The sequence below is a fragment of the Aquimarina gracilis genome (assembly GCF_035285365.1).
Classification (GTDB): domain Bacteria; phylum Bacteroidota; class Bacteroidia; order Flavobacteriales; family Flavobacteriaceae; genus Aquimarina; species Aquimarina gracilis.
This window is the reverse complement of sequence record NZ_JAYKLX010000002.1, coordinates 377,975-404,408: the sequence shown is the minus strand read 5'-3', so window position 1 is coordinate 404,408 and position 26,434 is coordinate 377,975. Positions and strand designations below refer to the sequence as shown.

The window sequence follows — 26,434 nt, the reverse complement described above, 5'->3', positions numbered from 1 at the left end:
AATACCCCCAAAGGAGATGCGAGAATTTCTTCTCTAAAAATGGAGACAAATAAATTCTGATGCCTTTTTCAAACGAAAAGAACAAATCAAAGTTTAGTGAGAACGATCTTGAATTTGTTATCAAGAGAGGGATACAAAAAATATGAAAAGTGCCAATAACCCTAAGTTATCACCAGAGTCTAACTTTTTATAATTAGAAAAGAAGATATTCTCAAAATAAGATAAAGAATTGAATAGAAGGATTTTACCTTTGTATAATGAATATGCTAGAACCGGATAAACAGAATATGCCATTACAACTTTTAAAACATATTAGAAATTTTACTGAATTCAAGAAGGAGGAATTTGAGAAAATTCAAGAATATTTTGACATTCAAATGTACGGTAAGAAAGATGTGATTCTGTCTGCTGGTTCTAGATGTAGTTTCAATTATTTTGTATTGGAAGGATGTCTTCATATGTTCTTTACAGGTGAAAACGGAATACAGCGAACAGTTCAGTTTGCTATCGAGAACTGGTGGATGACCGACAATTTAGCATATCAAAAAGGAGGGGTCACAGATTTCACTATTCAAGGCGTAGAAAACACAACGCTTTTAAAAATCAGCCGTGAGAATCAAGAAGAGTTGCTAACTAAATTTCCCGCTTTAGAAAAGTATTTTAGAAAAATCTATGAGATTTCATACGGTGCTTCATTAATGAAAATGAAATATGTATTTGATTATACCAAAGAAGAAATTTATTATCATTTTACAGAACGCTTTCCTCAATTTACTCAAAGGGTTCCTCAATATTTAATCGCATCATATTTAGGACTTACCCCAGAATATGTTAGTGAAATAAGAGCAAAAAATCGTTCTTAAACCAGTTTAAGTTTTTTGCTTTGACCATTGAATAGTTTTGTTCCAAACAAAATTATTATAAATGAAAAGAATACAAATTGATGCTGTTGAGCCAGCAGCTTATGAAGCAATGTTCGTTTTGGAGGGCTATTTGACCAAATCCAAGCTAAGTGCCACCCATAAAAATTTAATTAAAATAAGGGCTTCCCAAATCAACGGATGTGCATTTTGTATCGATATGCATATTAAGGAAGCTATAAAAGAAGGTGAAAATCCGAGACGCATCTATGTATTAGGCGGTTGGAGAAAAACAGACCTGTTTTCCGATGAAGAGATAGCTATTTTAAAGATGACAGAAGAACTAACAGTTTTAAATGAAAACGGTTTAACCGATGCAACCTACCAAGAAGCAACTCGCCATTTTGACGAACATACTTTTTGTCAAATAGTTATGACCATTGTAACTATAAATTCGTGGAATAGGATAGCCATTAGTACCCATAAACCATTGCCTTAATCTTTTAACTCAAAAACTACTTAGTTGAGTTATTAGACAAAAATGAGCACCAATGCTTCCATTGGTCAATTTAAGTTATAAAAAATTCATTGGTTTAATGTTAAATATAAGCAATCGACATTTATGAAAGTATTATTGGTCAACGGTCATGAAAAGGTGAGTCATGCAAAGGGTGAACTTAACAACGCTTTTTTTACAGTAGCAAAAAATGCATTGGTCGAACATGACCACGAAATTAGATGTGAAATTGTAGACGAAGATTATGATGTCGAGGAAGTGATTTCCAAAATTCTGTGGGCTGATGTAATCGTATATCAGACCCCAGTATTTTGGTTTAATATTCCTGGGAAGTTCAAAAAATTTATTGATGATGTCTTTAGCGCAGGAAGGTTGCGGTTCTTGATTCCATATTCTGAAAATATGGAATATGGGGCCAGGGGAAGTTTGACGAGCAAAAAATACATGTTATCGACAACCTGGAATACCCCAGAAAGTACATTTGAGAATGCAAATGCTTTCTTGATGAAAAACAAAACTGTAGATGATGTATTTCTTCCTTTTCACTTATCGAATAGATATTTTGGAATGCAGCAACTGCCAAGCTTTGGAACATTTGATATATATCATAACCCGACTATTGAAGAAGATTTAAAAAAATACAAAGAGCATATAATTCAATATGTAAAATAAACAATTTTTATGAAAATAATTATTCCAGAAAACGACGTCTTTTCAAGGAGCCCAGTTGGTGTGTTTAAGCACAGGCTTATAATTACAAAGATTAAGGAAAATTTCAACAAGCTTTTTAATACTTTATATATAAAGTCGTATGCCAGTTTTGACTGATGTTACCAGAAGAAGGTATAGTAGAGCAGATTTTGTTGATGAAATCATCCATACTATCGAGATGTACAATCATTAAAAAAATATGAAAGCAGAAGCTCTATATAATATGGGGTTTGATAAACTAGCTAGAAAAACATTTTGGATGAGCTCACTTAAAATCGAGGTGTTTTAAAAAAATGAACTATAGCATGACGAAGAAAATAGGAAGAATAATAGCTGTTTATCTTATCATAACCGGTATAGGATTTTTGGTGTCTAGTGAATACTATTCAAAGATGATTACTCGTACAGATTCGAACCCCGTTTTAATTAATCTTTCGGGAATGGTGCATTTTTTCATTGGCATGACAATTTTGGTCCATCATTTTTTATGGAAGAGTACGTTGCAAATAATTGTAACCTTATTAGGTTTCATTTTTTTAGCAAAAAGTTTTTTTTTAATAGTATTTCCAGAATTGACCCTTCAATCAGGTAACAACGCTGCGCAAGTACCATGGGCAATGTCCATTGGTTTTATTGCCGTTGGTGTGATTGTTGGGTATATGTCTTTTTTTAAAAGAAAAAAGGGGAACGAACTAAAACCACATCAAACTAATAATTCAATATGAAAAAAATCCTATCCCTCTATTTATTTTTAGCAGTCTTTCAACCACTATCTGCCCAGAGAACTTTGACCAAAAAGGAAAAGAAAAACTTGGTCGAAAGCGTATCAAAAGTGTTAATGGAAAATTATGTGTTTCTCCAAGTTGCAAAGCAATTGGTAGAGATACTAGAATCTAACAAGTGTAGGGGACTTTACGATACCATTGCCAGTCACACAGTTTTCGCAAAACAACTGACCAAAGATGTCCAATCCATCAATAGTGATAAGCATCTCAGGGTTCTTTGCGAACCTGAAAGGATTAAGAAAAGAAGTAAGGCTTCAAGCCCTCAAGATAGTATTAAAAAGGAGCAGGGTTACTTGAATTGGTTAAGGCGTCCCAATTATAGATTTAAGGATGCACGTATTCTTGAGGGTAATATAAGTTATGTTAGCGTGACCCGTTTTAATGAACCTGAATTGGCTATTCCTACTACCAAGGAAGAAGCTTTAAATGTTGCTTATAAGAAAGCTTTAGAAAACCTAATTAAGGAGGAAAGAGGATCTGATTTTTATAGTAAAGCATTGATTAAAATAAAAGAGAATTAAGTATTCAAAATATCAATTAAAAGAAAAAGAACAATATGCTTGCAGACCACAAAGTGAATATAAAAAGTAAACTAACCGCTCATTGGGCGTGTCTTATGTTTTTATACATATACGCAGACTATTTTGAGTTGAAGACCCCAGGTAAAATAGAGCAGATAATGAAGCTGAAAACACCAGTTGGGGAAACCACTCCTGGGCTATTAGTAATTTTTTCTCTCATTTTGATAGTACCCTCATTGATGATTGTTTTTTCAGTTCTGTTGAAACCAAAAATCAATAAATGGTCGAATATAATAGTAGCCTTGATATGGTCTACCATGTCGGTTTTAATAATCATAGGAGAGCTAGATGATTTAGGCGGATGGTATACTTTCTACTTATTATACCAAATTGTGGAAGTATTGGTGTTTGGCTCAATTATCTGGCATGCATGGCGTTGGCCAAAACATAAAGTTAACTTATGAAACCACTATTTGTTTTAGTCATCTCATTTGTTCTAGTAGCACTTGTACTTGGACTCTTTAGAAAAGAAAACAACTTCCCATTAGTAGGAAGAACTGCTATGACTATTATGTTGGTCTTTACGGCAATTGGTCATTTTATGTATGCAGAGGGAATGCAAGCTATGATTCCTGATTTGATTCCATTCAAAAAAGAGTTGGTACTATTTACTGGAATCATTGAGGTGATATTTGCTATCGCATTGTTGCTACCCAAATATCAAGTGATGACAGGTTGGGCATTGATTGTCTTTTTAGTTTTGGTTTTACCGGCAAACATTAATGCTGCAGTTGAAAATATTAATTATCAAACTGGTGAGAACAATGGTAACGGTTTAAATTATCTATGGTTTAGAGTACCGCTTCAAGTGTTATTTATTATTTGGGTCTATTTATCTGCAATACGTAGTTCAAAATCAATTCAATTTAAAGCTAGAAATTAAATGGTTAAATGTAGGTTATTGATATTCGTTATAAAACAACATAATCTATTATGATAAAATTAAGTAACCAAAGTTATGAGCAATGAGAAAATAAAAATAGGAATACTTGGAATCGGTTCCATAGGCAGTGTCATTTCTTACCTCTTGAAGGAGAACAAATTTCTTGATTTATTCTATTATAACCGTACACCAAAAAGTCATATCAAAATACTTTTTGAAGGTAGTGAACATAATGTTTCAATTGATAAATTAAACAACTTCAACAAGAAATTGGACTGGCTGCTTATATGTTTAAAAGAGCATCAGTACAAGAGTGCAGAGAACTTGCTAATAAAACTTATAAACCCTGATACTAAAGTGGTTTCTGTTAGAAATGGTTTGAATCATAAAGCGCACTTGTTAAAATACACCCGGCAAGAGAACATTTTAGAATGTATCATTGACTGCCCAACGCAATTGAAGCAAAACGGAATTTATGAGCAGTTAAGGGAACCCATAATAACCTTGCCCAAAAGCCGATTGGCCACAGGTTTTGAAAATCTTTTTGTACGAAGAAGTATTGACATCAATCAAGTAGAGGATTTTAAAACTGAGAGTTGGAAAAAAGTATGTGAAAGCTCTGCTCTTGGTGCCATTCTATGTTTAAGTGGTGAGACTTGTTGGATATTTCAGGATAGAGAAATGTTGGATTTATACAAAAGCACTTTGAAGGAAACTGTTCAAGTTGCTAAAGCCGATGGCGCAAGCATAGAAGATGATTTTGTGGATGAAATGGTTGTCAAACTGCTATCATATCCTAAAGAAAAATCTAGTTCTATGCTCTTGGATAGGCTCAAAGGAAATCCAATAGAGCTTGGAGCAAAAAATGGAGTCATCACCGAGATAGGCAAACAAAGAGGGGTCCCTACTCCTATAAATGACCTATTTGTTACCCTGCTAAAAAAAACGAATGCAAAGAATGAAACAAAAAATAATTGACAACCTATTTGGGCTTTGGAAGCATATCGGGGAGAAAGGCAAAATCCTTCACGTCACAGATGACTACCTCTTTGTCCGTTCCAAAAACAATTCATGGCCCAGCATAGTTTTTGAGCTAAAGAATGAGGAAGATATGTTCAAAAATTTGCACCACGAAATAGAAAACCAAACCCTCCCAAACTCAATTTCCATATTTGAAGATAAGGCACTGGAAACTGCGTTATTGGAGAATAAATTCATGCTAAAATCAACTGTCAAGGGGATGTATTTAAATTTGATCGAAAAGCCCAAGTCTAACCATGATTTTGACTCTATTTATAAGGTGGATAATGAACAAAGAGCGACTGAATTTGCAAGAATAGCTTCTAAATCTTTTGGGTACGAGATACTAGATTCAACAATAACCCCATTGATAAATTCATCAAGTTTAAAGCTCTTTATAGGCAAGCATAATGACCATTACGTAAGTTGTGGAATGTTGTTATTGGACAGCGATAACATTTCGGGCATACATATGATAGGTACTACACCAGAATACCGAGGTCTCGGTTTGGGTAAAACCATGACCCATAAATTGTTGTTGGAAGCCTTTGAAAATAAAAGTGATATGGTTGTTTTAGTAGCTTCGGAAGCAGGTGAAAGAATTTATTCCAAACTAGGATTTATTTCAGATGGGAGCTTAAAAAGTTTTAGAATTAAAGACAAGGTTGAACTACAGCAGAGCTAAAGTGAAAGGAGCTATAATCCATAAATATGCCGATTTTGACAATGTCAAGTTGGAAGACGTTATAAGTCCTAAACCCTCAGATAATAAGGTTTTGCTAAAAATGGCATACTCAGCAGTAAACTATGCCAATGTTGCCAACGTAAAGGGCACGTCTTTTTTAATACTATTGTGGCTGGAGTTATTTAAATCCAAACAACAACATTAAATGAGTAAACTATTTTTGCATGCAGCTTGTGTCCTTCCTGTTTCAGATATGAAAGAGTCCATTCACTTTTATGTGAATAAACTTGATTTTAAAGTTACGTTCTCTTGGAATAAGCCAATAGATTACGCCGTCTTAAATAGAGAAAATGTAGAGCTTCATTTGACCTTAAAAGAAGGTTATAAGAAAGGGAAATTTCATTATAGTAGTCTATACATTTTTGTAAACGCAATTGAGTCAATATACGAAGAACTTATTTCAAAAAAGGTGCTTTTTAACCGAGGTTTGGGCGAGCAAGAATATGGAATGAGTGATTTTAACCTGGCTGACCCAGATGGACACATAATTACATTTGGTCAAACGCTCAAGAAGTAGTTAAACAGATTAAATGGAATCAAGGAAGTCTATATACAAAGGAATGCTTTTTTCTATCCAATCTGTAGATGAGTCCAGTTCTATGCCATAGTATGCGAAAAGAGGTCTGTAGTTCGCTCTTACGTATTCAAATGTAAGTTCAAAGGGCGCAGTTAGTTGCTTAAGAGTGTATTTGTGTTTGCCTTTAGGGCTATACTCATGTTCTTCAATTCCTACTGATATAGCAAGGGCTATTTTTTTGCCGCCCATCCTAAATCCGCTCGTGCTGCCATAAGCCCAACCATAAGTAAGTACTTCATCTAACCATTTTTTGAGCATAGGTGGACAGTTGAACCAATAAAAAGGAAACTGAAATACAATTTTATCATGAGCTTCAATAAGATGCTGTTCTTTCGAGACATCTATGGTTTCATCAGGATATACTTTATGCAACTCGTGAATCAAGAACTTTTCCGGGTATTTGCTCAATTCCTGAATCCAACGTTTGTTAATTTTCGATTTCTCAATACTGGGATGGAATACCAAAATCAATGTTTTCATTACAAGTTTTTGCAGCAAAAATAAGTAGAGAAAATATCAGTTCGTATGTAGACAACCTATTGTAAGTAACTATAAAAAAAGTAAGTGATGACAAAATTAAAGGAAGCTTCAACCAATAATGAAAACAGAAAATACCTTGAAGGCAAATGCCCAGAGGTTTATGCCTCAAAGATTATTAGTGGTCAATGGACATTGGCTATCTGTTGCTATCTAATCAAGGGCCAACTTAGGTTTAGTGAGATAAAAAAGAGCTTGCCAAAAATTACCGACAGAATGTTGACTCTAGAACTACGTAAACTTGAAAAAAAAGGACTTGTAAAGCGCACTATCATTGCAGAGGTTCCTGCCAAGGTTGAATATCAGTTAACATCCATTGGCAAGGAACTTAGTTCCATTATTAACGAGTTAGGTATTTGGGGAGAAAAACATAAAAAGCTTAATTCAAAAATAGCAGGATAAGGGTACCCGTTTCTTAAACCAGCTTAATTTTTCCAAGCGATCATAGTAATAATTTTGTGTAGTTGTTCTAGTGCTTTGAACATAAATCACTAGTGTTAGTAATGATGGGATTTCTTTCAATAGAAGCCCTTATAAAACTTTAAATTAAAATGGAAAAATTTTCTGTAAAGAGATTGAGAATCTTAAGCGCCCTTGCACTTTGCGTTACTTTAATATCGGTTAGTTGCAATTCCAAAAGTGAGGGCAAAACAGCCAATGCAAAAGAGAAAGTGCAAGGCAAAACGATGGCCAAAGTCGATACCGATACGTTAACCAAACATTTAAAACCTTTCAGAAAGGACTTGCCGACTATAGGGTTGCTAATTTATGATGGAGTTCTCACTACCGAGGTTACAGCTACGGCTGATGTTTTTTCGAAGCCCACAAAGGATGGTAAACAACTGTTCAATGTGATTACCATTGCTGAAAGGGAAAAGGTGATTGTGGCCGAGGAAGGTCTTAAAATGATACCCGATTATACTTTTGCGAATTGCCCTAAACTTGAGGCACTTTTCATTCCTAGCGCATACGATATGTACGCCCAGATACATAATGAGAATATTGTAAAGTTTATAAAGGAGAAGAACCAAGAAACCAAATATACGGTTAGTAATTGTGCAGGGGCAAAACTTGTTGGTAAATCGGGAATTGCCGATGGAAGAAACATTGTAACCTATATTGGCGGTGGTAAACAACTACAAAAAGACTATCCCAATTTAAAGGTTAAAGACGATGCCACGGTAACTTATGTAGAGGATGGTAAGTTCAGTTCTTCGAACGGAAATTTGGCAAGCTATATATCTGCATTGATTTTGATTGAGAAAATGACAAGTCCAGAGCATCGCAAGTTTGTAGAATCTTATTTATACCTCGATAGACTTCAAAATTGGAAAGGGGAAACAGGAACTATACTTAAGGCTAAATAGTTTATTCCATATCAAAGCTTCGACTGAATCAAGTGGCAACTATTGCAGTTCAATCCAACTTACCATTACCAATTATGCAAGAAAATAAGAGGGTTTCAAGCCTAGAATTTATAGCAATGCTAATGGCATTGGTGGTTTTTGCCATAAACATGATTTACCCGCATTTTCCAGGATAACGAAAGATGCTCTTATTGATCGGATGTGGGATTCCGATACTTAATCGTATTTTTATAATCTTGCGTCACAAAGTTTATTAAAAAACAAAGCTATTAATTTTTATGAAAATATTTGATGCCCATTTTCACATAATTGATTTCGATTACCCTATTGTTGAAAATAATGGCTACATACCGCGAGAATTTAAGGTGGAAGATTACAAAAATTCAACCAAGGATTATGAATTGGCTGGAGGAGCAATTGTGTCGGGCTCTTTTCAGGCTTTTGACCAAAATTATCTAAAAAATTCCCTGTCTCAATTAGGGGGTAATTTTTTTGGAGTAGCAAACATTCCAATAAACATGAGTGACAAGGAGCTCAAACTATTAAACGACAATAATGTCGTTGCAGTTAGATTTAACCTAAAAAGAGGCGGCTCTGAAACTATTGAACATTTAGAATATTTATCAAACAAGTTATACGAAGAATACGGGTGGCACACAGAATTGTATGTTGATAGCAAACATTTAAAAGAATTGAAAAAGCATTTGAGAAAATTGAAACAGTTTTCAATTGACCATCTCGGTCTTTCCAAAAGTGGATTGGTAGAACTTTACAATTGGGTTGAAAAAGGAGTAAAAGTAAAAGCAACAGGTTTTGGAAGAATCGATTTTGAACCTACTGGTGTAATGAGAAAAATAAACGAAATAAACCCAGAGGCTTTAATATTCGGAACCGACTTACCTTCAACAAGAGCTAAAACCCCATTTTCTAATTTAGATATTCAAAAAATCGTAAATAATTTTGACAAGAATTCCCAGGAAAGAATCTTTTATAAAAACGCTTTGGCTTGGTATAAAAAGTAAATCTAGTTGACAAATAGCTAGTCTAAAATATTTCCTGCTAAGAATTACAATCAATATAACCTGTTATGAATTATTAAATACAATTCATTGTGGACTTGCCTATTGAATATAGTACATTAATGCTTGTTAAATTTGTAGGACGAAAGTCAAATCAATTCAAAGCCCTCTTACTTATGGAGGCAACTATCATCACTACTGAAGACTTGACGGAATTTAAAATTGGCGAATCAGAATTCTACCACAGATAAGAAATTCTCTATATTGTTAAATCAACATTTACAGACTTCATTTTATGACCTAATCAACAAATATCGAGTGGAGGCCGTAAAGGAGTGAATGAAATTGGAAGAGTATAACAAATACACCCTCTTTGGCATTGCTTGCAAATGTGGTTTTAAGTCAAGAACCAGTTTTAATAGAATTTTCAAACAAGAAACAGGCCTTTCTCCTTCTGATTATAAAAAGAAGTATTCATAGGGTTTTACTTTTTAGATAAAAGAATGTACCAATGCTTCCGTTGGTCAATTCAAGTAATTCAAAGTTTATTGATTTGTAGTTCAATCAATATAACGATAGAAATGAAAAAAATCTTAATAACCGCCCTTTTGTGTGGTATGGCTATGACCGTCGAATCACAAATTGTAAACAACGATAATTCTAAAAAGGCAAGTGTAGAAAAATCAATTTTCGAAATCCAAACCGGATTTGCAGGAGTTTGGGTTCATAACGAATTAAAGCTATTCCTTCAATTAGTTTTAAGAACTGAGTTGGGCTTAGATGCTTACGACAATGACGATTTTTACCCTAATACGGGTTTTTTGATGTCAACGATGATAACTCTAGAACCCCTTTGGTATTATAACTTAAATCGAAGAAGTGGCCAGTCAAAATCTATTGATGGTAATAGTGGTAATTTCTTTTCTTTAAAATCCAGTTTACGCCTTGAAGATTTGCTCATCAAATTTGACGATGATGAAGATATTGAAATGGTAAATAATCTTTCTATCGTTCCTACTTGGGGAATGAGCAGAAATTTGGGAAAGCATTTTAATTATGAAACTGGTTTAGAGGTGGATTATATACACATCTTTGCAAAGGATGCAGGATTTAAGGAAGATAAGGGCGAATTGGCTATAAATCTTGATATATACAGATTAGATTGAGGAATAATCATAGTAGAAAACTTCAAGAAGGTAGAGGCTTAATTTTTAATGTATTTGTTTTGTTGTCATGCATTGGTCTATATGGCCAAGAGCAAAATGATGTTGAAGAAGGTTCCACATCTGCTGATTCTAAATTGACAATTACTGATTTTGCTTATCCTCGAACATGGTTGAGCTCGGAGCAACATGCCAGTTTTACTATGAACTATAAAATAAAACCAGGTCTCTTTTTCGAATTGCAGGGAGATTATGATACATACCTATTGGCCGATGTCTTTAGAATGCCGTTCGTTACAAAACTCTATATATCGGATAAGTTGTACCTTCTTTCTGGCATTGAGTTGGAAATGGAACGGGATAAAATGCAGATAGATTTACCACCACCACAACTTAAATTCAAGAATGGGTGGGGTTATGATATTAGAAGCAATTTTTCTTTAGAGGTAGAATATGATCTGCATTTTAATAAATCTATTTATGGAGCTTATGGAACACCAAGTCTACTCTCGGTTCATGGTAAGTTTAGGTTTTAAAGAATTACTAATGTCGTATATAGTGGTATATGTTATATTAGTAGATATTATTATTAGAGAACATTTAACCTTGCCGATCAAATGAAAGAATACAATAGAATAATTATTATAGTTCTCAGTAGTTTTTTATCTCTTACAACTGCTTGTAATACAAGGAAATCAAGTAGCAAAGATTCAAATGTTGCTTTACTCAAAAAGATTGATTCTCTTGCTGAAAAATCTACCAACGAAGGTTTTAATGGAAACATTTTAATAGCAAAAGATGGAAATGTCATTTTTCATAAAACCTATGGCAATAATAAAATGGGAACTAAAGCCGCATTCTGGGTTGGTTCTATAAGTAAACAGTTCACAGCATCAGCCATCCTTAAATTACATGATAATAATAAGCTATCTGTAAATGATAGTATATCACGTTTTGTTGAAAATGTGCCAGTAGATAAAGCAAAAATAACTATTCACCACCTGTTAACACATACTTCGGGATTGGCAAATGATTATTCTGTTGATGGGATAATCAATAGAGAAGAGGCCCTTGATATTATTTTATCTGCACCTTTGAAAAGCAATGTGGGTGAAAAATTCAATTACTCGGCCGAGGGTTACAATCTTCTGGCAATAATTGTAGAAATAGTTTCTGGTGAATCTTTTGAGGATTACGTTTCTAAAAACATATTAAGTCCTGCAAACTTGGGTAATACTGGATTTTGGGGTGACAATGATAAAAAATCTGAATACGTAACTGATTTTAAAAATGTAGATATGATGAAATCATTTCTGCCAACAATTTACAAGGAGGGAATGAGTATTCAAAACTATGGCTACAAAGGCGCAACTGGTATTTATAGCACAGCTGAAGATTTATACAAATGGATAGGCGCTATTAAGGACAATTCTATCCTGAAAAAGCATAGTGTTGACCAACAATTTACCCCACATTCTAATGTCAGGGGAGATACTGTTAACGGTACTTTTTATGGCTATGGTTGGTTTATGCAGTATGAGGAAGGAGATTTAAAAGAAATTAGGCATGGAGGAGCAGAAGACGGTGCGGTTGGCCACAATGCAATGATTCGATTTTATGATAATGGAAATATAATTATCGTGCTTTCAAATACAGGTCAATATAATGGAAAAGGAAGGCTCAATGGTGTTGAATGGAGTACGGTTTTGAGTATTGGTATAAGAGATATTATGGTTGGAAGCAATAAAAATTGATGCTTTATTACGAAGCTAAAAGCAGTCCTATTTGTCTTTCCTTAAGATTTTTGACACCTAATACCCGTTGAATAATAGCTTTATTAGTACCCCAATAAAACAATTGAACTAGCATCATCCCAGTAAAAATAGTTCCAAACGGTACTGAAGCTTTGTTAGAACCTATAGAATTAAACTTGTCAGGGTTATCTTTAAATAAAAGTTGTCAATCCCATAATAATATTATCATCACCTATTTCCAGCAATCCAAATATTGGAATCATAACTCTCCCGACCACCAAAAATGGCATAAACAGATCCAACAATCCCAATGCCAAAAACACAAATCCATATAGCAGTATTCTTTAACACTCCCATCAAACCTGAGATATTAAACATTATGCTTAATGCTAGTGCACCGATGTATAGTACTATAGGTAGTAATACTATAGCGTAACCGGTTAGAAAAAGCCCAGAAGTTATAGCTTTGGTAGTCGTATCATATCTTCGTTCTAAAAATTGAGTAATTGTAGTAATACCACCTTTTAAATATCTGGGCAATAAAAACGCAGCTGTTATAACCATAGCAATGGCAGCCAAAGTTTCCCAGTCCATTACCAAAATCCTTTCTATAAAAGCTTACCCATTTCAACCTACAATCTGTTCTGTTGAAAGATTGTAAGTAATAATGATCCTGCAATAACAAACCCGTTTAGACTACAACCACCTAGAAAGTAACCATCAGAAGTTTTTTTATCTGCTTTTAGCATTGAAAAATACGAAATAATACCAACTAGTAAAATAAAGCCCAGGAAGGAAGTAATACCCATGATTTTTATTTTTTAGGAAGGAATATGATTTAATTTTTGGTTTGACTTTGTAGCATATCTACTGAAACCACAGTTCTAAATCCAATGTGCTCAGTAGATGAATCATAACTTGAGGCCATTCTAGCAGAATTTCTATAACTAGTACAATAAGACTTATTACATAAAAAAGAGCCTCCTTTAATTACTCTTTCTTTTGCTAAAGGGTTTTGTGGATTATAAGATTTTTTTGAACCTTTTGGGTTGTAAATTAAACCCAACTTCTTCTGTTGGCTATAATACTTTGGGTCGTACCAATCTTGCGTCCATTCCCAAACATTACCAGCCATATCATATAGGCCAATAGAGTTAGGGGGAAAGGATTTTACTGGGGCGATTCCCTGAAACCCATCTTTTAAAGTATTGTTATCAGGAAAACTTCCTTGCCAAGTATTCGCTTTTTCAGATAGGGTATCATCAGAATCCCCCCAATTGTAAATGGATTTGAGAAGCAATCCTTTTGAAGCCAATTCCCACTCAGCTTCTGTAGGAAGTCTTCGATTGGCCCATTTGCAATATGCCATCGCATCTTCGAAAGCGATATGTACAACAGGATAGTTATCTTTTCCCTCAATTGTACTTCCTGGTCCCTTAGGGTTTTTCCAATTAGCCCCAATTTTCCATTCCCACCATTGGGAGTAATCAAAAAGGTTCGGTAACTGTGATTTAACTTTTTTAAACACAAGAGATCCAGGATGCAAAATTGAATCTGCAGGTTTTTGAGTGCCAACTGGCAACTGTTTTTTGATTTCTTCCCAGTCTATTTCTCTTTCTGCCATAGTGATATATCCCGTACTTTCAACAAATTTTTTAAAGTGGGAATTTGTAACTTCAGTAATATCAATAAAAAACCCATCTACGGCAACCGCATGAGCTGGTTTTTCGTGATGCATCGCAAAAGAATCTTGAGGCACAGCTCCTTGCCTGAATTTCTTACCAGGAACCCAAATCATACCTTTTGGAGGGATAATTCCTTCTGGAACTGAAGTGATAAGAATAGTCTGAGACTTCAATTGATTTGCAGTATTTTTTTCTTTTCTTTCCTGAAAGCATCCTATAAAGATGATAAATATACTTGCACAGAGCGCAGTACTACTCTTCTTTATTTTTTTGGTTGTACTAAAAATCATTTTTCTGATTTTGGTAATGGTAGACGTCCAGAAATTTCTATCGTGTCTATAGGTTTTATGATGAAATCGTAGAAATAATTCATAGCAGGAACTCTAAATTCTTCATGGGGTAATGCATTTTTAGACCAACTATCATCACCACCCACACCCATCTGTTTGTGATCAATGTTTAGTGTTATAAAATCTCTTTTTTTAAGATCATAGGTATGTAGTGCATTATCAATATCTTCGGTAGTGTATGGCCAAGCACTTACACTCAAATTAGCACTGCTTCCGGCTACATAAAGTCCTTTTTCCTCCTTGTTAGATACAGAGAACCAACGGACATCTGTTTTATTACCACTTTCCTGGGGTCTTATATATTGTTGGTAATCTTTTGAAATTGATTCTTTAAAAATGCCTATGTCTGCACTAAGGTTTCTGTCTATATAATTTTCGTGGGGACCACGCCCTAACCATTGAAGAGAGTCTAAATCACCAGATAGCTTAACCTGCATTCCATATTTGGGCAGTATTGGTAAGTTTACACCTTTTTTGATAGTAAATTTATTTTGTACATGGATCGTTCCATCACCAAAAATGATGTAGCTTATATCCAATTTAGCTTTTGCATCTGCTACCACATAGCTGGAGTTAATCCTATATTTTTTGTCATTTGTTTTATCAATGTTGAAAGAGCTTAATTTTTTATTTTTATTGGCATCTTTCCATATTTTAAGAGTTGAAGGAGTTCTTCCTCCTCCACGGTCATTATCAGTAGTTGGTCTCCAAAAACTGGAGGTTAAAGCTCCTGTGATAAGTGGAATTCCTTTATAGTTATAAGAAATCAATTCTCCCGTTTTTTTATTAAAGATAATTAAAAAGTCTTGAGAAGATAAGGTAAGATTACTTTTATTATCTTCAACACTAACCCTATATGATTGGGTATCTGTAAAAGAAGGTGTTTTTTTATAATAAGGAAGTTTAAATTGCTGCCAAGCCACCTCATGACCTTTTGGGGCCCAGGATTTTTCATTTTTAAGGTTGGCAGAAATTCTTAAAAAATATTCTGCTCCTGCTTTCAATTCAGGTTTAGTTAGGGGTAGGGTTATTTCTTTATTTGTTTTTGGAGGTATATCAAGGTTGCCAAGATTACCGTTTTGAATTGTCTTTCCATCTTCCTGAAGTTGCCAAATTAACTCAAACTCATTTAAATTAGTAAAGTTATGTCTGTTTTCTATACTAATCTTACCTTGATCTAGGTTACCAGCAATAATATGTACTGGCTGAAATATTTTTTTACATTCCCATAATGCGGGTTGTGGAGATCGATCTGGATTCACAATTCCGTTCAAGCAAAAATTTTTGTCATTAATTTTGGTATCACCCATATCTCCTCCAAAAGCATAATATGTTGTACCATCATCTTTCTTTTGTAATAAGCCTTGGTCTACCCAATCCCAGATATAGCCACCGATCATTCGTTTGTTAGCTCTTATAGCATCCCAGAATTTAAATAGGTTTCCAGTAGAATTACCCATAGAATGGGCATACTCACACCAGATAACCGGCCTATTGTCATTTTCAAGATTTGCCATGTCTATCATTGGTTCAATAGGCATATACATTCTGCTCATCATATCTACATAATCAGGGTCATTTAGGAATTCTTTATTCTTATGATTCAAAGTTTGGGCACCTTCATAATGTACATATCTCGTTTCATCATAATTTTTAATCCACCCAGACATTGCCTGGTGGTTTGGTCCAGAACCTGATTCATTACCTAGGGACCAAAAGATAATAGATGGATGGTTTTTATCTCTTTCTACCATTCTGGTAGCACGTTCTAAATGAGCAGATCCCCATTCAGAACGATTGCTTAAATATCCACCTAATTGATGTGTTTCGAGATTAGCTTCGTCCATGACATAGATACCATATTTATCACAGAGTTCATACCACTTGGGATCATTAGGGTAGTGAGAAGTACGAACAGCATTTATGTTGAATTGTTTCATAGTTTTGATGTCTTTCAACATCAATTCCTCGGTAATTACTTTACCGGTATTAGGATCGTGATCGTGACGATTTACTCCGTACATCAATGTAGAAACTCCATTCATGAAAAGTTCACCATCTTTTATTTCTACTTCTCTGAAACCTATTTTTGTGCTTCGGTATTCTCTTACCTTTCCATTCTCATCTTTAAGGGAAAATACCAATGTATACAAATTAGGGTGTTCCGCACTCCATTTTTCTGGGTTAGATATGGTAGCTTCAAACATTGCAAATTTTGGTTTTCCTCTTTGATTGTAGTATTCAAAGATGATCTCTTTTAAACTTTTTGATAATGGAGTTTTAAGAATAGGAAGGCCTTCAGAATCATATAGCTGTGATTCAAGTTTCCAGCCGTCAATTTTTTGATCTTCAAACACTTTAATTTTTGGTCGTATCTTTAACAAAGCATTTTTGTAATTGTCATCAAGTTCAGTCTTGACAAAAAAATCATACAATTGTATTTTAGGTGAGGCTGTAATAAAAACATCACGGAATATCCCGCTTAATCGCCAATGATCTTGATCCTCAAGGTAAACCCCGTCACTCCACCTATATACCTGAACGGCCAATAGGTTTTTACCTTTTTGTAAATAAGGCGTGATATCAAATTCTGATGGAAGCATACTATCTTGTCCATACCCTACTTTTTTGCCATTAACCCATAAATAAAAAGCTGAACTTACTCCTCCAAATTGTAAAGTAACCTGCATATCTTTCCAATTTTCTGGAATTTCAAAAGTAGTTCGATAACTACCCGTAGGATTATCATCATTTGGTACGAAAGGAGGGTTTACAGGAGAAAAAGGATATCTGATATTGGTATAGATTGCAGTTCCATATCCGTGTAACTCCCAGTTAGAGGGTACAGGAATTGTTTTCCAATTAGTATCATTATAACTATTGGCATAAAACTCCTTTGGAGCTTCTTCGGGGAAAGGAGCCCAGGAAAATTTCCAGTTTCCATTTAAGGATTTATGCCTTTTGGAAGCCTTTCTATTTGCTGTAATTGCTGTTTTTTTCCTTTCGTAAGAGATGGATGTGGCTCGCATGGGTAATCGATTAATTGCCGTTACCAATGGATCTTCGTAATGTAGATAATCCTTTTGTTGAAAACTTTTGCTCTCGCAGCTTAGAAACAGTAAGGATATATATATAATATGTCTTAGGAACATTATTGAAATAGTTTAGTACCTTAAAAATATTTGTAATTAAACTGTTTCTTATCCTGTGCTTTCCTGTAGTTATTTTGTTTTTAAGACTTTTGAAGTATTTTACTAAAGACTAAATATAAGACTCCACAGCTTATCCATGCTGGTAAAGTAACGAATGATAAAAAGATATCAAACTGTTTTGAAATGAAGTAAAAGATGCCAAAACTAATGCCCCAGGCTAAGAAAACTGATAGATTAAAGGTAATTTTCTTTTCTTCGGCATAAAAAGGAATTATTCCTACTTTTTTTCCATAAAAATGTTCAAATACAATAATCGCTCCTACAGGAGCAAGAATAAAGCCATACAATGCAACAAAACCAAGTAATTTCATAGCAAAAGCAGGAAAAATACCCGCAGCAGTAGCAATGGATCCAGCAACAATAGTGACCCAAAAGGTTGAAATTTTAGGTATTATAGCCTGAAAAGCTAATCCTGCCCTGTAAATGGTGGGATTTGCCGTGGTCCACCCAGCTAGAATAACCGCTATGATCCCAAATATACCAATAGCATTATTGGCGAGAGGTCCGGGTGCTACTGGTGGAGCTTCACCAGTATTTAACAAAGTTTGCGCTTCAGGAGTTTTAAGATACACTGCATATAATAAGGCTGCTGCAATCCATGCCATATAATGTCCAACATACATTCCCGCAGCAGTAGTCCAACCGGAAGATGGAGCTTTTGCAAACCGAAATACTGAAAGATCAGACATCCCTATATGCATGGCTGCGTTACAAAACCAGGACCATAATACTACGTGCCAGAAAGTAAACTTAATTTGACCGGGAAAGGGAGCAGAACCTTCTCCCCAAATTGCCCAGAAATCGTTCACACTTTTTACGCCTAATTGATTTAAGGCAACAATTCCACAAGACAGGAATGCTAATACGATTATTGGCGACATCCAATTAGCTGCTTGCGATACCGTGTCATAACCTCTGGCAGCAATCAATGATATAATCGCTCCAATAATAATTACGATAATCACCCAGGTTGCACCATTAGGCATTGTATCTGTGAGTTTTGGCATTTCCATATCAAATGGGATTCCTACTGCGGTTGCAGAAACAGTTATCATAGCACCTGCAAGAAAACAAAACAGAATTCCGTTTGCAAGATTGTAAGTAGTTACCAAATTTTTACCACATATTTTTTCAAGATGATAATATAAGGTAAGCCTATTTTTAATAGCTATTTCAGCGGTAAGAAATCTCCAACTTAGCACTGCTAGTAAGTTACCTATAAGTAAGCCTACAATTAAATCAAAGGCACTTACTCCGGCGGTAAGAAAAAGTGGCCCTATCATAAATTCGGTTCCGGCTGCATGTTCACCAGCATACATCCCTAAAAAGCTTTTCCAACTTTTCCAGCTGCTTTTAGGAACCGGTTCTCTTTCAAATTCCCCTTCTACGATTTCTTTGATTTCTTCTTCTATATTGAATTGACTCATACGATTTTCATACTTTTGAATTAATCAGATGATCAGGAAAACCTGATACTTTTTCACAACATATTTGTTCCATGACCTGTTGTAATTGAGTTTTGATAAGAGAAATAGTATGGTCTCCTCCTTCTTTTCCTAAAGCCGATACGCCGTACATAAATGATCTTCCCATAAAGGTGAATTTAGCCCCACAAGCCATAGTTCTGGCGATATCAGGACCTGAACGGATTCCACTGTCCATCATTACCGTGATCTTGCTTCCGTATTTTTCCGCAATGGTATATAATGGTTTAATAGTCGATTGTCCCGCATCCAGTTGTCTGCCTCCATGATTAGAAACAATAATACCGTCTAATCCTAGCTCAATTGCTTTTTCAGTATCTTCTTCGCTGGCAACTCCTTTTAAAACAATCTTACCTTTCCACATTTCTCTTATGGGAGCTATTTTTTCTTCATTGAGTCGACCACTAAAAGTTTGGTTCATAAACTGTCCCAGGGCACTCAAGTCCATATTTTTGGGCATATACGGTTTTAGAGTTTCAAAATTTGGTTGTCCTTGTAATAAGGTTTGAAGTGCCCAATTAGGGGTACTCAGAATTTGTAATATATTTCGAAAAGACATTTTTGGGGGCATCGCTAACCCATTTCTTATATCTCTGGGTCGAAACCCAAAGGTTGGAACGTCGCATAAGAGTACCAAGACTGGACAACTGGCCGATGCCGCACGACTAATAATATCATTCCTTAACCTATCTTCGGTAGGATGGTACAATTGAAACCAAGCATTACCTTCCGTAATTTCACTAATACGTTCAATACTACTTGTAGAAACTGTGCTAAGGATAAATGGAATGTTATGTTCGAGTGCTGCTTTTGCTAGAATTTCGGGTGAATTAGGCCACATTAATCCTTGCAAACCCACAGGAGCAATGCCAAAAGGAGCATCATAAGTAATTCCGAACAGCTCGGTTTTCATATCAGAGCCGGTATGCGTACTAAGATAATGAGGTTTGAGTTCTATTTTCTGAATATCGGATCGATTTCTATGTAAGTTCACATCCTCATTGCAACCACCATCAAGATACTCAAAAGCAAATTTTGGGATTCGTTTTTTTGCTTTAGTTCTTAAGTCGTCGACAGAGGGGTATTTTGTGTTATAAGGCCACTTCATATATTAAAAATCTATTCTAATGTTTGTAATACGGGAGGTTTTATTTTTTTAATCTGATAATAATCTTTTAAGAACCTTGAATCCAATTTTTTATCGGAAATTATCATAGCTGCACCAAGAGCAGAACCCAGAGGAGATTGCGTGGTTCTAACCTTGTATTCTTTAAAATTCAATGCAATTAGTTTTACAAAAATCTCATTTTCAACAAATCCACCATCAATGTATATTTTCTTGATCGTGCTTTTGCCAATTGCCACTTGTGTAGTTTTTATCTGAACCTGCACTAACTCTATCATCAATTGATGAAAACCTTCTTCAAAAGATGAAAAAACTGATAAATCAATCTGTTTAGTTTGGCGAGAATGTTCCATTTCTTGGAATCCAAAATATTGCTGGTTAGATTCTTTTAGTTTTTGATAAAGGCCACTGTCAAATTTTACACTTTTATGATAAGATGAATCTTTTTGAAAGTATTGGCAAAGTCTTTTAACCTTAGTTTTGTATTTATTTCCCATAAAAAACCGGGTAGCTCGTATTGCTTTTCCTCCTACATCCAGATAGTTAAGACAGTTATTATTTATATCTTCTTTTGTGAGTGTGGTATTGTTGAAGGGGTTAAGCGTAACACTCCAGGTACCTGTAGAGATTAAAACGAATGGTTTTTTTTCTCCCAATAAGTAAGGTATTAATGCTGAAGAACTATCATGGATGCCTACACCAATATGTATATTTTTTCCCTGATAATCCATTTTAATACAGGTTTTTGTAGATATAATACTTGGGAAATTACAATTAATTTCTTCGGTTAATACCCATTGATGATAGTCATTATTTTTATAGTCCCAAAGAGCAGTGTGACAGCCTATACTTGTAAATTCAGTAACCGGAATCCCGGTAAATAAAAAAGAAAGGTATTGAGGGAAATGAATAGAATATCTTATCCTCTTATAAATTTCTGGTTTTGTTGTTTTTAACCAGAACAATTGCATTCCTGAATTTAACATTTGAGCAGGTGGTGAACTCGTTTCTGTTGCTATAGTTAAGGGGTTTCCATGTTTCTTGTAGAAATTATCCCTAACTTTTTTCGGTAAAGGTTTTAAATAATTGTATAATGGCGTGAGTACATTACCATTTTTATCCAGGTGAATAAAACTAGCTCCGTAGGAGGAAAAGTTAATTGCTCTAATATCATACTTTTTAGCAGAAAGGATTCGATTAAAAACCTCTTTCAACCATTTTTGAAGTTTAGTCAAATTTTCTGTAGGAAAACCATCTTCGTCCTTAATCTCTTTAAATTGGATGTATTCTTTATATACCTCTTTAAAATCTGAATCGAAGAGAAAGAATTTCTTGTTGGTTTTTCCTATATCAAAAACTGCGACAACCTTTTTCATGTGTTCTTATAATCCTGTTGCGGTTGATTTTTTTCCACGCTCTTTAATTAGGTTTTTCCTTACATTCAGCGCTCGATATGTCGCCAAAGGGTCAATTGCAGCATATGCTTGCAATCTGGATTCTCTTACCAAGGGCCTAACATCTGTTCGATATGCATCTTGTAAAATCTCTTGACAAGTAACTATATCTTGTGCTTCCTGGGCTTCTCTAAGTTTGTTTTGATCTACCAATAGTGCTTGCGCATAGGCAATTAAAATAGCTTCTAAAGATTGTATTAAATCTTCTAAAGGATCTTTAGCATTATGGCTTGCATCAATCATCCAGGCCAGATCTGGGTTTTGAGGATTATTTTCCATTCCGTATACCAATTCATTAAAAATTAAGAATAGGGTATAGGGCTTTATGGAACCTACCGTTAAGTCATCATCCCCATATTTACTGTCATTGAAATGAAAACCTCCAAGTTTGCCTTTGTACAATAAAGTGGCTACAATCTGTTCAATATTAGTATTTGGTAAATGATGCCCAAGATCTACCAAGGTATAAGCTCTATCTCCGCAACTTTCTGCTAACATTAATGCAGTGCCCCAATCCTGAATCACTGTACTATAAAAATTGGGCTCATAGGGTTTGTACTCTATGAACATTTTCCAATCATTAGGTAGCGATTGATATATCTGTTGAAGACTATCTTGAGTATTCTTAAGAGCTTTCTGAAAATTGTTTTGTCCCGGAAAATTAGCTCCATCTGCTAACCAAACTGTAATGCTTTTTGAGCCTAGTTTTTTGCCAATGTTTATTACTTCAATATTATGTTGTATTGCTTGTTCTCGACCAGCTTTATTTATATTAGATAGAGAACCAAATTTATAACTTTCATTAGCATCTGGTTGATCTTGAAATGTATTAGAATTAACAGCGTCGAAAACAATGTTGTATGAGGCTGCTTTTTCTTTAATACCATTGTAATCTTTAGGAATGTCCCAGGGTATATGTAGTGATACAGCACCTGCAGTGTTGGTTAGGGTATTAATGATACCAATGTCATCTATTTTTTGTTCTAATGAGGCAGGCTCTCCTCCAAAAGAGAATCTTCCGAATCGAGTACCTCCCGCACCCAATGCCCAGCTTGGTATTGCTACTTGAAAAATCTTGAGTTTTTTAATTATATCTTGGCCATCAATATCTTTATGTTGTAGTTGATTGGCTATAGAATCTAGTTGAATAAGATGTTTTGTTTCTATATCCTTATTAAGATCAATGATTTTATTTTTATCTATTTTCATTTCAGATATTTAGTTTAGCGTACAAATGCATTAGGCATTCCTCCATCTACATTAATTGTATTACCAGTGCTTTTGTCTAAAACAGCCAAAAATGCAAATACAGCATTAGCAATATCCTCTGGAAGAATAATCTCGTTAAGTAAATTACGTTTAGCATAGTGCGCTGGGAGTTCTTCGACTTTAATTCCGTATGCTTTTGCACGACCTTCTGCCCATTTGCCTTCCCATATTTTGCTGCCTACAATGACACCATCGGGGTTTATAGTATTGACTCGTATTTTATCCCTGCCAAGTTCTGCTGCTAATAATCGCGTCATATGCTGTTGTGCCGCTTTTGCAGTTCCATACCCTACATTGTTAGGTCCTGCAACCAATCCGTTTTTACTAGCTATATTGATAATATTTCCTCCAAAAGCCTGTGTTTTCATAATTTCTACACCCTTCTGAACCAATAAAAACTGTCCTTTTACTAGTACGTTCTGAAGTAGATTCCAATCTGACTCGGTAGTTTCTTCAATAGGTTTAGAAACAGCAAGACCCGCGGAATGAATTATAATATCTACTCCTCCAAAATTCAAAGAAGCTTCTTTATAAGCATCTTCAATAGATTTTGGATTTGTTACATCACATACAGCGGTTATTACCTCGTCCTTGTTGTATGAATTGGCGATTTGTTGTAATGCTTCATTTTGAATGTCAGTAATGACAACATTGGCTCCAGCAGCTAACAGTTTGTCTGCAATAGCCTTTCCAATTCCACCTGTAGCCCCTGTAATGAGAGCTATTTTTCGTGATAAAGGCTTTTCTGGAGGCATCCTTTTTAACTTGGCCTCTTCCAATAGCCAATATTCTATGTTGAAAGCTTCTTGCCTAGTAAGTGCTGTGTATTCGGAAATAGCTTCAGATCCCCGCATTACATTAATTGCATTTACATAAAACTCACTAGCCACTCTAGCGGTTTGCTTATTTTTGGCAAAAGTGAACATACCTACACCTGGATAAATGATTACTACGGGATTAGCGTCTCGCATAGCTGGACTATCTGGATGTTTACATGAATCGTAATATGCTTTGTAATCGGTTCTATATTGTTTAAACAAGGGTTCAATTAGAGAAGTAACTTCATTGGAGCTTGATAAATTTTCTCCGGGTTTAAGGTCAAGTACCAAAGGTTTAATTTTGGTACGAAGAAAGTGATCTGGGCAAGAGGTTCCAAGAGGGGCTAATTTTCTTAAATCATTACTGTTTATATATGTTAAAACACGGTCGTCGTCTGTAAAATGACCAACCATTCTATTTTCACTTGAACATAACTTTCTTAATATAGGAGCAAGAATTGCTGCTTGTTCTTTTCTTTTACTCGGAGGTAGCGATTTTATTTTCTGGCCTCCAAATACTTTTCCATTCTGTATAATCTTGTTTTCAATGTAAGCCGAAGCCATTTCTATTACTTCAAGACTGTTGAGATAACATTCATAAGAGGTATTACCCCATGTAAATAAGCCATGACTTTCTAAAATAATTCCTCTAATATTAGGATTTTGCTTAAAGCACTCTTCCAACTTTATGCCTAAATCAAAACCTGGCCGTTGCCATGGAATCCAACCTATAGTATCTCCCCAGATTTCCTTGGTGATTTTTTCTCCATCTTTGGCAGCAGCTATAGCTATTACTGCATCGGGATGTAAATGATCAATATGTTTAAAAGGTAATAATCCGTGTAATGGTGTATCGATAGAAGGAGCTTTGCTATTTAAATCATATAAACAATGGTTGAACAAAGAAACCATTTCATCCTCATATTCGATGCCTTTGTATATGGTTTTTAAATTTCTTAATCTTTCTATGTAAAGCCCGGCAATACCCGATCTTGTTAAGGTGCCGATATCCCCGCCAGACCCCTTCACCCACATTACTTCAACATTTTCATTAGTGAGCGGATCTTTTTCTATGGTCTTACAACTAGTGTTTCCACCTCCATAATTGGTTATACGTAAATCAGCACCAAGTATGTTGGATCTATATAAAAAAAGTGCTACTTCATCATTCTTTAATGAAGCAGCTTTTTTATCATCCCAAAGATAATCGACATACGTGTACGTCTTTTTGGCTATTCCCATAGTAAACTGGGTTTTAAAGTTGGTGTTTATTTTCTAAGTGTCACTTGACGAAAATAGAAGTAGTACCAACATTCTCCATCCTGTAGTATACTGTATAATTAATCATTTACTCAGAATGCTTCGATAATTTAGATAAAAAATGATTAAATAATCAACAATGTTGTTTATTTTTTGTTTATTTTTCAACGCGACACAACTAATTACCCCTACGAAAAAAATGGATCTTATAGTAAACATAAAGATAGATCATGATTCGAGAAAGCCAAAGTATAAACAGATCGTAGACTCGATTATAGATGATATCTCTAGAGGAAATCTAAATGTTGGACAAAAAATCCCATCTATTAACGAAATAAGTGAAGAGTTCTATCTTTCCAGGGATACAGTTGAAAAAGCTTACAATCTTCTTAAAGAACGTAAAATAATAGAATCTGTAAAGGGAAAAGGGTTTTATGTGGCAAAAACAGATCTGATAAATAAGGTCAATATTCTTTTTTTGATCAATAAGTTAAGTTCCTATAAAATGACAATTTACAATGCATTTCTGAACGCAATAGGAACCAATGCCCATCTGGATCTTCATATTTATCATTGCGATGAAACGTTGTTCTTGAAACTAATGGAAAGATATAAAGGTCATTATGACTATTATGTGATCATGTCTCATTTTAAAAATGAACAACTTCAATATGTAGGATATACTGATAAAGTTTTGAATGCGATCGAAGAAATACCTGATAATAAACTTGTTCTTTTAGATAATAAAATTGATTTTTTAAAGGAAGATATTGTTCAAGTATATCAGGACTTTGAAGATGATATCATAAAAGCCTTAAAAGAAGGGCTTGAAAAATTAAAAAAATACAAAAAACTCATATTGGTATATCCAGATAAGTCTGTATATCCATATCCACGAGAAATTCTACACGGTTTTAGGAAGTTTTGCGTTACTCATTCTTTTGATTTTGAAGTTTTGGACGATATTTACGAGAGCATGGAACTTAGAGCAGGGGATACCTATATTACCATTAAAGAAACAGATTTGGTTGATCTGGTCAAACAGGTAAGAGAAAGCTCTTTGATATTAGGAAAAGAAATAGGTATTGTTTCTTACAATGATACCCCATTAAAAGAGCTACTTGGTATTACCGTAATTGGAACAGATTTTAAAAAGATGGGCGAAACTACAGCACAGCTTATTCTTGAAAATCGAAAAGATCAGATTAAAAATGATTTTAGATTTATTGATCGTAAGTCTATGTGATTTCCGAATAT

At 34.7% G+C, this 26,434-nt stretch carries 27 protein-coding genes and 1 pseudogene; 19 read left to right on the top strand and 9 right to left on the bottom strand.

Going from position 1 to position 26,434, the window contains the following annotated elements; genetic code table 11:
* Nucleotides 1-257: 257 nt before the first annotated feature.
* The 11 genes from U6A24_RS04765 (at nucleotide 258) to U6A24_RS04715 (ending at nucleotide 6,619) form a co-directional block, all read left to right on the top strand.
* Nucleotides 258-863, top strand: a complete 606-nt coding sequence (locus tag U6A24_RS04765; protein WP_324178795.1) for a Crp/Fnr family transcriptional regulator — start codon at nucleotides 258-260, stop codon at nucleotides 861-863.
* 61 nt (nucleotides 864-924) lie between these two features.
* Nucleotides 925-1,359, top strand: a complete 435-nt coding sequence (locus U6A24_RS04760) for a carboxymuconolactone decarboxylase family protein (protein WP_324178794.1) — start codon at nucleotides 925-927, stop codon at nucleotides 1,357-1,359.
* 123 nt (nucleotides 1,360-1,482) lie between these two features.
* On the top strand, nucleotides 1,483-2,049 hold the full coding sequence (locus U6A24_RS04755; protein WP_324178793.1) for an NAD(P)H-dependent oxidoreductase: 567 nt from the start codon (nucleotides 1,483-1,485) through the stop codon (nucleotides 2,047-2,049).
* A gap of 344 nt (nucleotides 2,050-2,393) precedes the next feature.
* The gene (locus U6A24_RS04750) at nucleotides 2,394-2,813 is read left to right on the top strand and encodes a hypothetical protein (protein ID WP_324178792.1); all 420 of its coding nucleotides are present in this window, start codon (nucleotides 2,394-2,396) and stop codon (nucleotides 2,811-2,813) included.
* Nucleotides 2,810-3,394, top strand: coding sequence for a hypothetical protein (locus tag U6A24_RS04745; RefSeq protein ID WP_324178791.1), 585 nt, complete (start codon nucleotides 2,810-2,812; stop codon nucleotides 3,392-3,394). Before U6A24_RS04750 ends, U6A24_RS04745 begins: the two co-directional genes overlap by 4 nt.
* 35 nt (nucleotides 3,395-3,429) lie before the next feature.
* On the top strand, nucleotides 3,430-3,858 hold the full coding sequence (locus U6A24_RS04740; RefSeq protein WP_324178790.1) for a DUF6326 family protein: 429 nt from the start codon (nucleotides 3,430-3,432) through the stop codon (nucleotides 3,856-3,858).
* Nucleotides 3,855-4,337 (top strand): DoxX family protein, encoded by a 483-nt coding sequence (locus U6A24_RS04735; RefSeq protein ID WP_324178789.1) that lies wholly within the window; start codon nucleotides 3,855-3,857, stop codon nucleotides 4,335-4,337. The genes U6A24_RS04740 and U6A24_RS04735 overlap by 4 nt, the downstream gene beginning before the upstream one ends.
* Nucleotides 4,338-4,412: 75 nt before the next feature.
* A complete protein-coding gene (locus tag U6A24_RS04730; RefSeq protein ID WP_324178788.1) occupies nucleotides 4,413-5,315 on the top strand; it encodes a ketopantoate reductase C-terminal domain-containing protein in 903 nt (300 codons plus the stop codon).
* Nucleotides 5,296-6,042: a GNAT family N-acetyltransferase gene (locus tag U6A24_RS04725; RefSeq protein ID WP_324178787.1), complete on the top strand. Its 747-nt coding sequence runs from the start codon at nucleotides 5,296-5,298 to the stop codon at nucleotides 6,040-6,042. Before U6A24_RS04730 ends, U6A24_RS04725 begins: the two co-directional genes overlap by 20 nt.
* Before the next feature lies 1 nt (nucleotide 6,043).
* On the top strand, nucleotides 6,044-6,247 hold the full coding sequence (locus tag U6A24_RS04720) for a hypothetical protein (RefSeq protein ID WP_324178786.1): 204 nt from the start codon (nucleotides 6,044-6,046) through the stop codon (nucleotides 6,245-6,247).
* Nucleotides 6,248-6,619: a glyoxalase superfamily protein gene (locus U6A24_RS04715; RefSeq protein ID WP_324178785.1), complete on the top strand. Its 372-nt coding sequence runs from the start codon at nucleotides 6,248-6,250 to the stop codon at nucleotides 6,617-6,619. It abuts the gene before it with no gap.
* Nucleotides 6,620-6,628: 9 nt separating this feature from the next.
* Here U6A24_RS04715 and U6A24_RS04710 read toward each other — a convergent pair whose 3' ends face one another.
* The gene (locus U6A24_RS04710) at nucleotides 6,629-7,159 is read right to left on the bottom strand and encodes an NAD(P)H-dependent oxidoreductase (RefSeq protein ID WP_324178784.1); all 531 of its coding nucleotides are present in this window, start codon (nucleotides 7,157-7,159) and stop codon (nucleotides 6,629-6,631) included.
* Between the two features lie 87 nt (nucleotides 7,160-7,246).
* Here U6A24_RS04710 and U6A24_RS04705 point away from each other — a divergent pair, with 87 nt between their 5' ends.
* From U6A24_RS04705 to U6A24_RS04680, 7 genes are all read left to right on the top strand, one after another.
* Nucleotides 7,247-7,618, top strand: coding sequence for a winged helix-turn-helix transcriptional regulator (locus U6A24_RS04705; RefSeq protein WP_324178783.1), 372 nt, complete (start codon nucleotides 7,247-7,249; stop codon nucleotides 7,616-7,618).
* Nucleotides 7,619-7,767: 149 nt separating this feature from the next.
* On the top strand, nucleotides 7,768-8,583 hold the full coding sequence (locus U6A24_RS04700; protein WP_324178782.1) for a DJ-1/PfpI family protein: 816 nt from the start codon (nucleotides 7,768-7,770) through the stop codon (nucleotides 8,581-8,583).
* A gap of 278 nt (nucleotides 8,584-8,861) precedes the next feature.
* Nucleotides 8,862-9,605: an amidohydrolase family protein gene (locus tag U6A24_RS04695; protein ID WP_324178781.1), complete on the top strand. Its 744-nt coding sequence runs from the start codon at nucleotides 8,862-8,864 to the stop codon at nucleotides 9,603-9,605.
* 336 nt (nucleotides 9,606-9,941) lie between these two features.
* Nucleotides 9,942-10,082, top strand: coding sequence for a helix-turn-helix domain-containing protein (locus U6A24_RS23195; RefSeq protein ID WP_407654005.1), 141 nt, complete (start codon nucleotides 9,942-9,944; stop codon nucleotides 10,080-10,082).
* A gap of 101 nt (nucleotides 10,083-10,183) precedes the next feature.
* Nucleotides 10,184-10,768 carry a hypothetical protein gene (locus tag U6A24_RS04690; RefSeq protein WP_324178780.1) on the top strand — a complete coding sequence of 195 codons (585 nt, stop codon included), beginning with the start codon at nucleotides 10,184-10,186 and terminating at the stop codon, nucleotides 10,766-10,768.
* Nucleotides 10,765-11,301 (top strand): hypothetical protein, encoded by a 537-nt coding sequence (locus U6A24_RS04685; RefSeq protein ID WP_324178779.1) that lies wholly within the window; start codon nucleotides 10,765-10,767, stop codon nucleotides 11,299-11,301. The genes U6A24_RS04690 and U6A24_RS04685 overlap by 4 nt, the downstream gene beginning before the upstream one ends.
* 81 nt (nucleotides 11,302-11,382) lie before the next feature.
* Complete coding sequence (locus U6A24_RS04680; protein ID WP_324178778.1) at nucleotides 11,383-12,519, top strand: serine hydrolase domain-containing protein; 1,137 nt, start codon at nucleotides 11,383-11,385, stop codon at nucleotides 12,517-12,519.
* A gap of 10 nt (nucleotides 12,520-12,529) precedes the next feature.
* On the opposite strand, the pseudogene U6A24_RS04675 reads toward U6A24_RS04680, so the two are convergent.
* The 8 genes and pseudogenes from U6A24_RS04675 to U6A24_RS04640 form a co-directional block, all read right to left on the bottom strand.
* Nucleotides 12,530-13,328, bottom strand: a pseudogene (locus tag U6A24_RS04675) (sodium:solute symporter family transporter); the annotation flags it as partial.
* 29 nt (nucleotides 13,329-13,357) lie between these two features.
* On the bottom strand, nucleotides 13,358-14,494 hold the full coding sequence (locus U6A24_RS04670) for a formylglycine-generating enzyme family protein (RefSeq protein WP_324178777.1): 1,137 nt from the start codon (nucleotides 14,492-14,494) through the stop codon (nucleotides 13,358-13,360).
* Nucleotides 14,491-17,706, bottom strand: coding sequence for a glycoside hydrolase family 2 TIM barrel-domain containing protein (locus tag U6A24_RS04665; protein ID WP_324178776.1), 3,216 nt, complete (start codon nucleotides 17,704-17,706; stop codon nucleotides 14,491-14,493). The genes U6A24_RS04670 and U6A24_RS04665 overlap by 4 nt, the downstream gene beginning before the upstream one ends.
* 80 nt (nucleotides 17,707-17,786) lie before the next feature.
* A complete protein-coding gene (locus U6A24_RS04660; RefSeq protein WP_324178775.1) occupies nucleotides 17,787-19,193 on the bottom strand; it encodes a purine-cytosine permease family protein in 1,407 nt (468 codons plus the stop codon).
* A 7-nt stretch (nucleotides 19,194-19,200) separates the two neighbouring features.
* Nucleotides 19,201-20,358 (bottom strand): alpha-hydroxy acid oxidase, encoded by a 1,158-nt coding sequence (locus U6A24_RS04655; RefSeq protein WP_324178774.1) that lies wholly within the window; start codon nucleotides 20,356-20,358, stop codon nucleotides 19,201-19,203.
* Nucleotides 20,359-20,369: 11 nt separating this feature from the next.
* Entirely contained in the window at nucleotides 20,370-21,752 is a 1,383-nt protein-coding gene (locus U6A24_RS04650) for an FGGY-family carbohydrate kinase (protein WP_324178773.1), read from the bottom strand.
* A gap of 6 nt (nucleotides 21,753-21,758) precedes the next feature.
* Nucleotides 21,759-23,039, bottom strand: a complete 1,281-nt coding sequence (locus U6A24_RS04645) for a sugar isomerase (protein ID WP_324178772.1) — start codon at nucleotides 23,037-23,039, stop codon at nucleotides 21,759-21,761.
* A gap of 14 nt (nucleotides 23,040-23,053) precedes the next feature.
* On the bottom strand, nucleotides 23,054-25,159 hold the full coding sequence (locus U6A24_RS04640) for a bifunctional aldolase/short-chain dehydrogenase (RefSeq protein ID WP_324178771.1): 2,106 nt from the start codon (nucleotides 25,157-25,159) through the stop codon (nucleotides 23,054-23,056).
* A gap of 217 nt (nucleotides 25,160-25,376) precedes the next feature.
* Between U6A24_RS04640 and U6A24_RS04635 the strand changes: the two genes are divergently transcribed.
* Complete coding sequence (locus U6A24_RS04635) at nucleotides 25,377-26,423, top strand: GntR family transcriptional regulator (protein WP_324178770.1); 1,047 nt, start codon at nucleotides 25,377-25,379, stop codon at nucleotides 26,421-26,423.
* The last annotated feature ends 11 nt before the right edge of the window (nucleotides 26,424-26,434 follow it).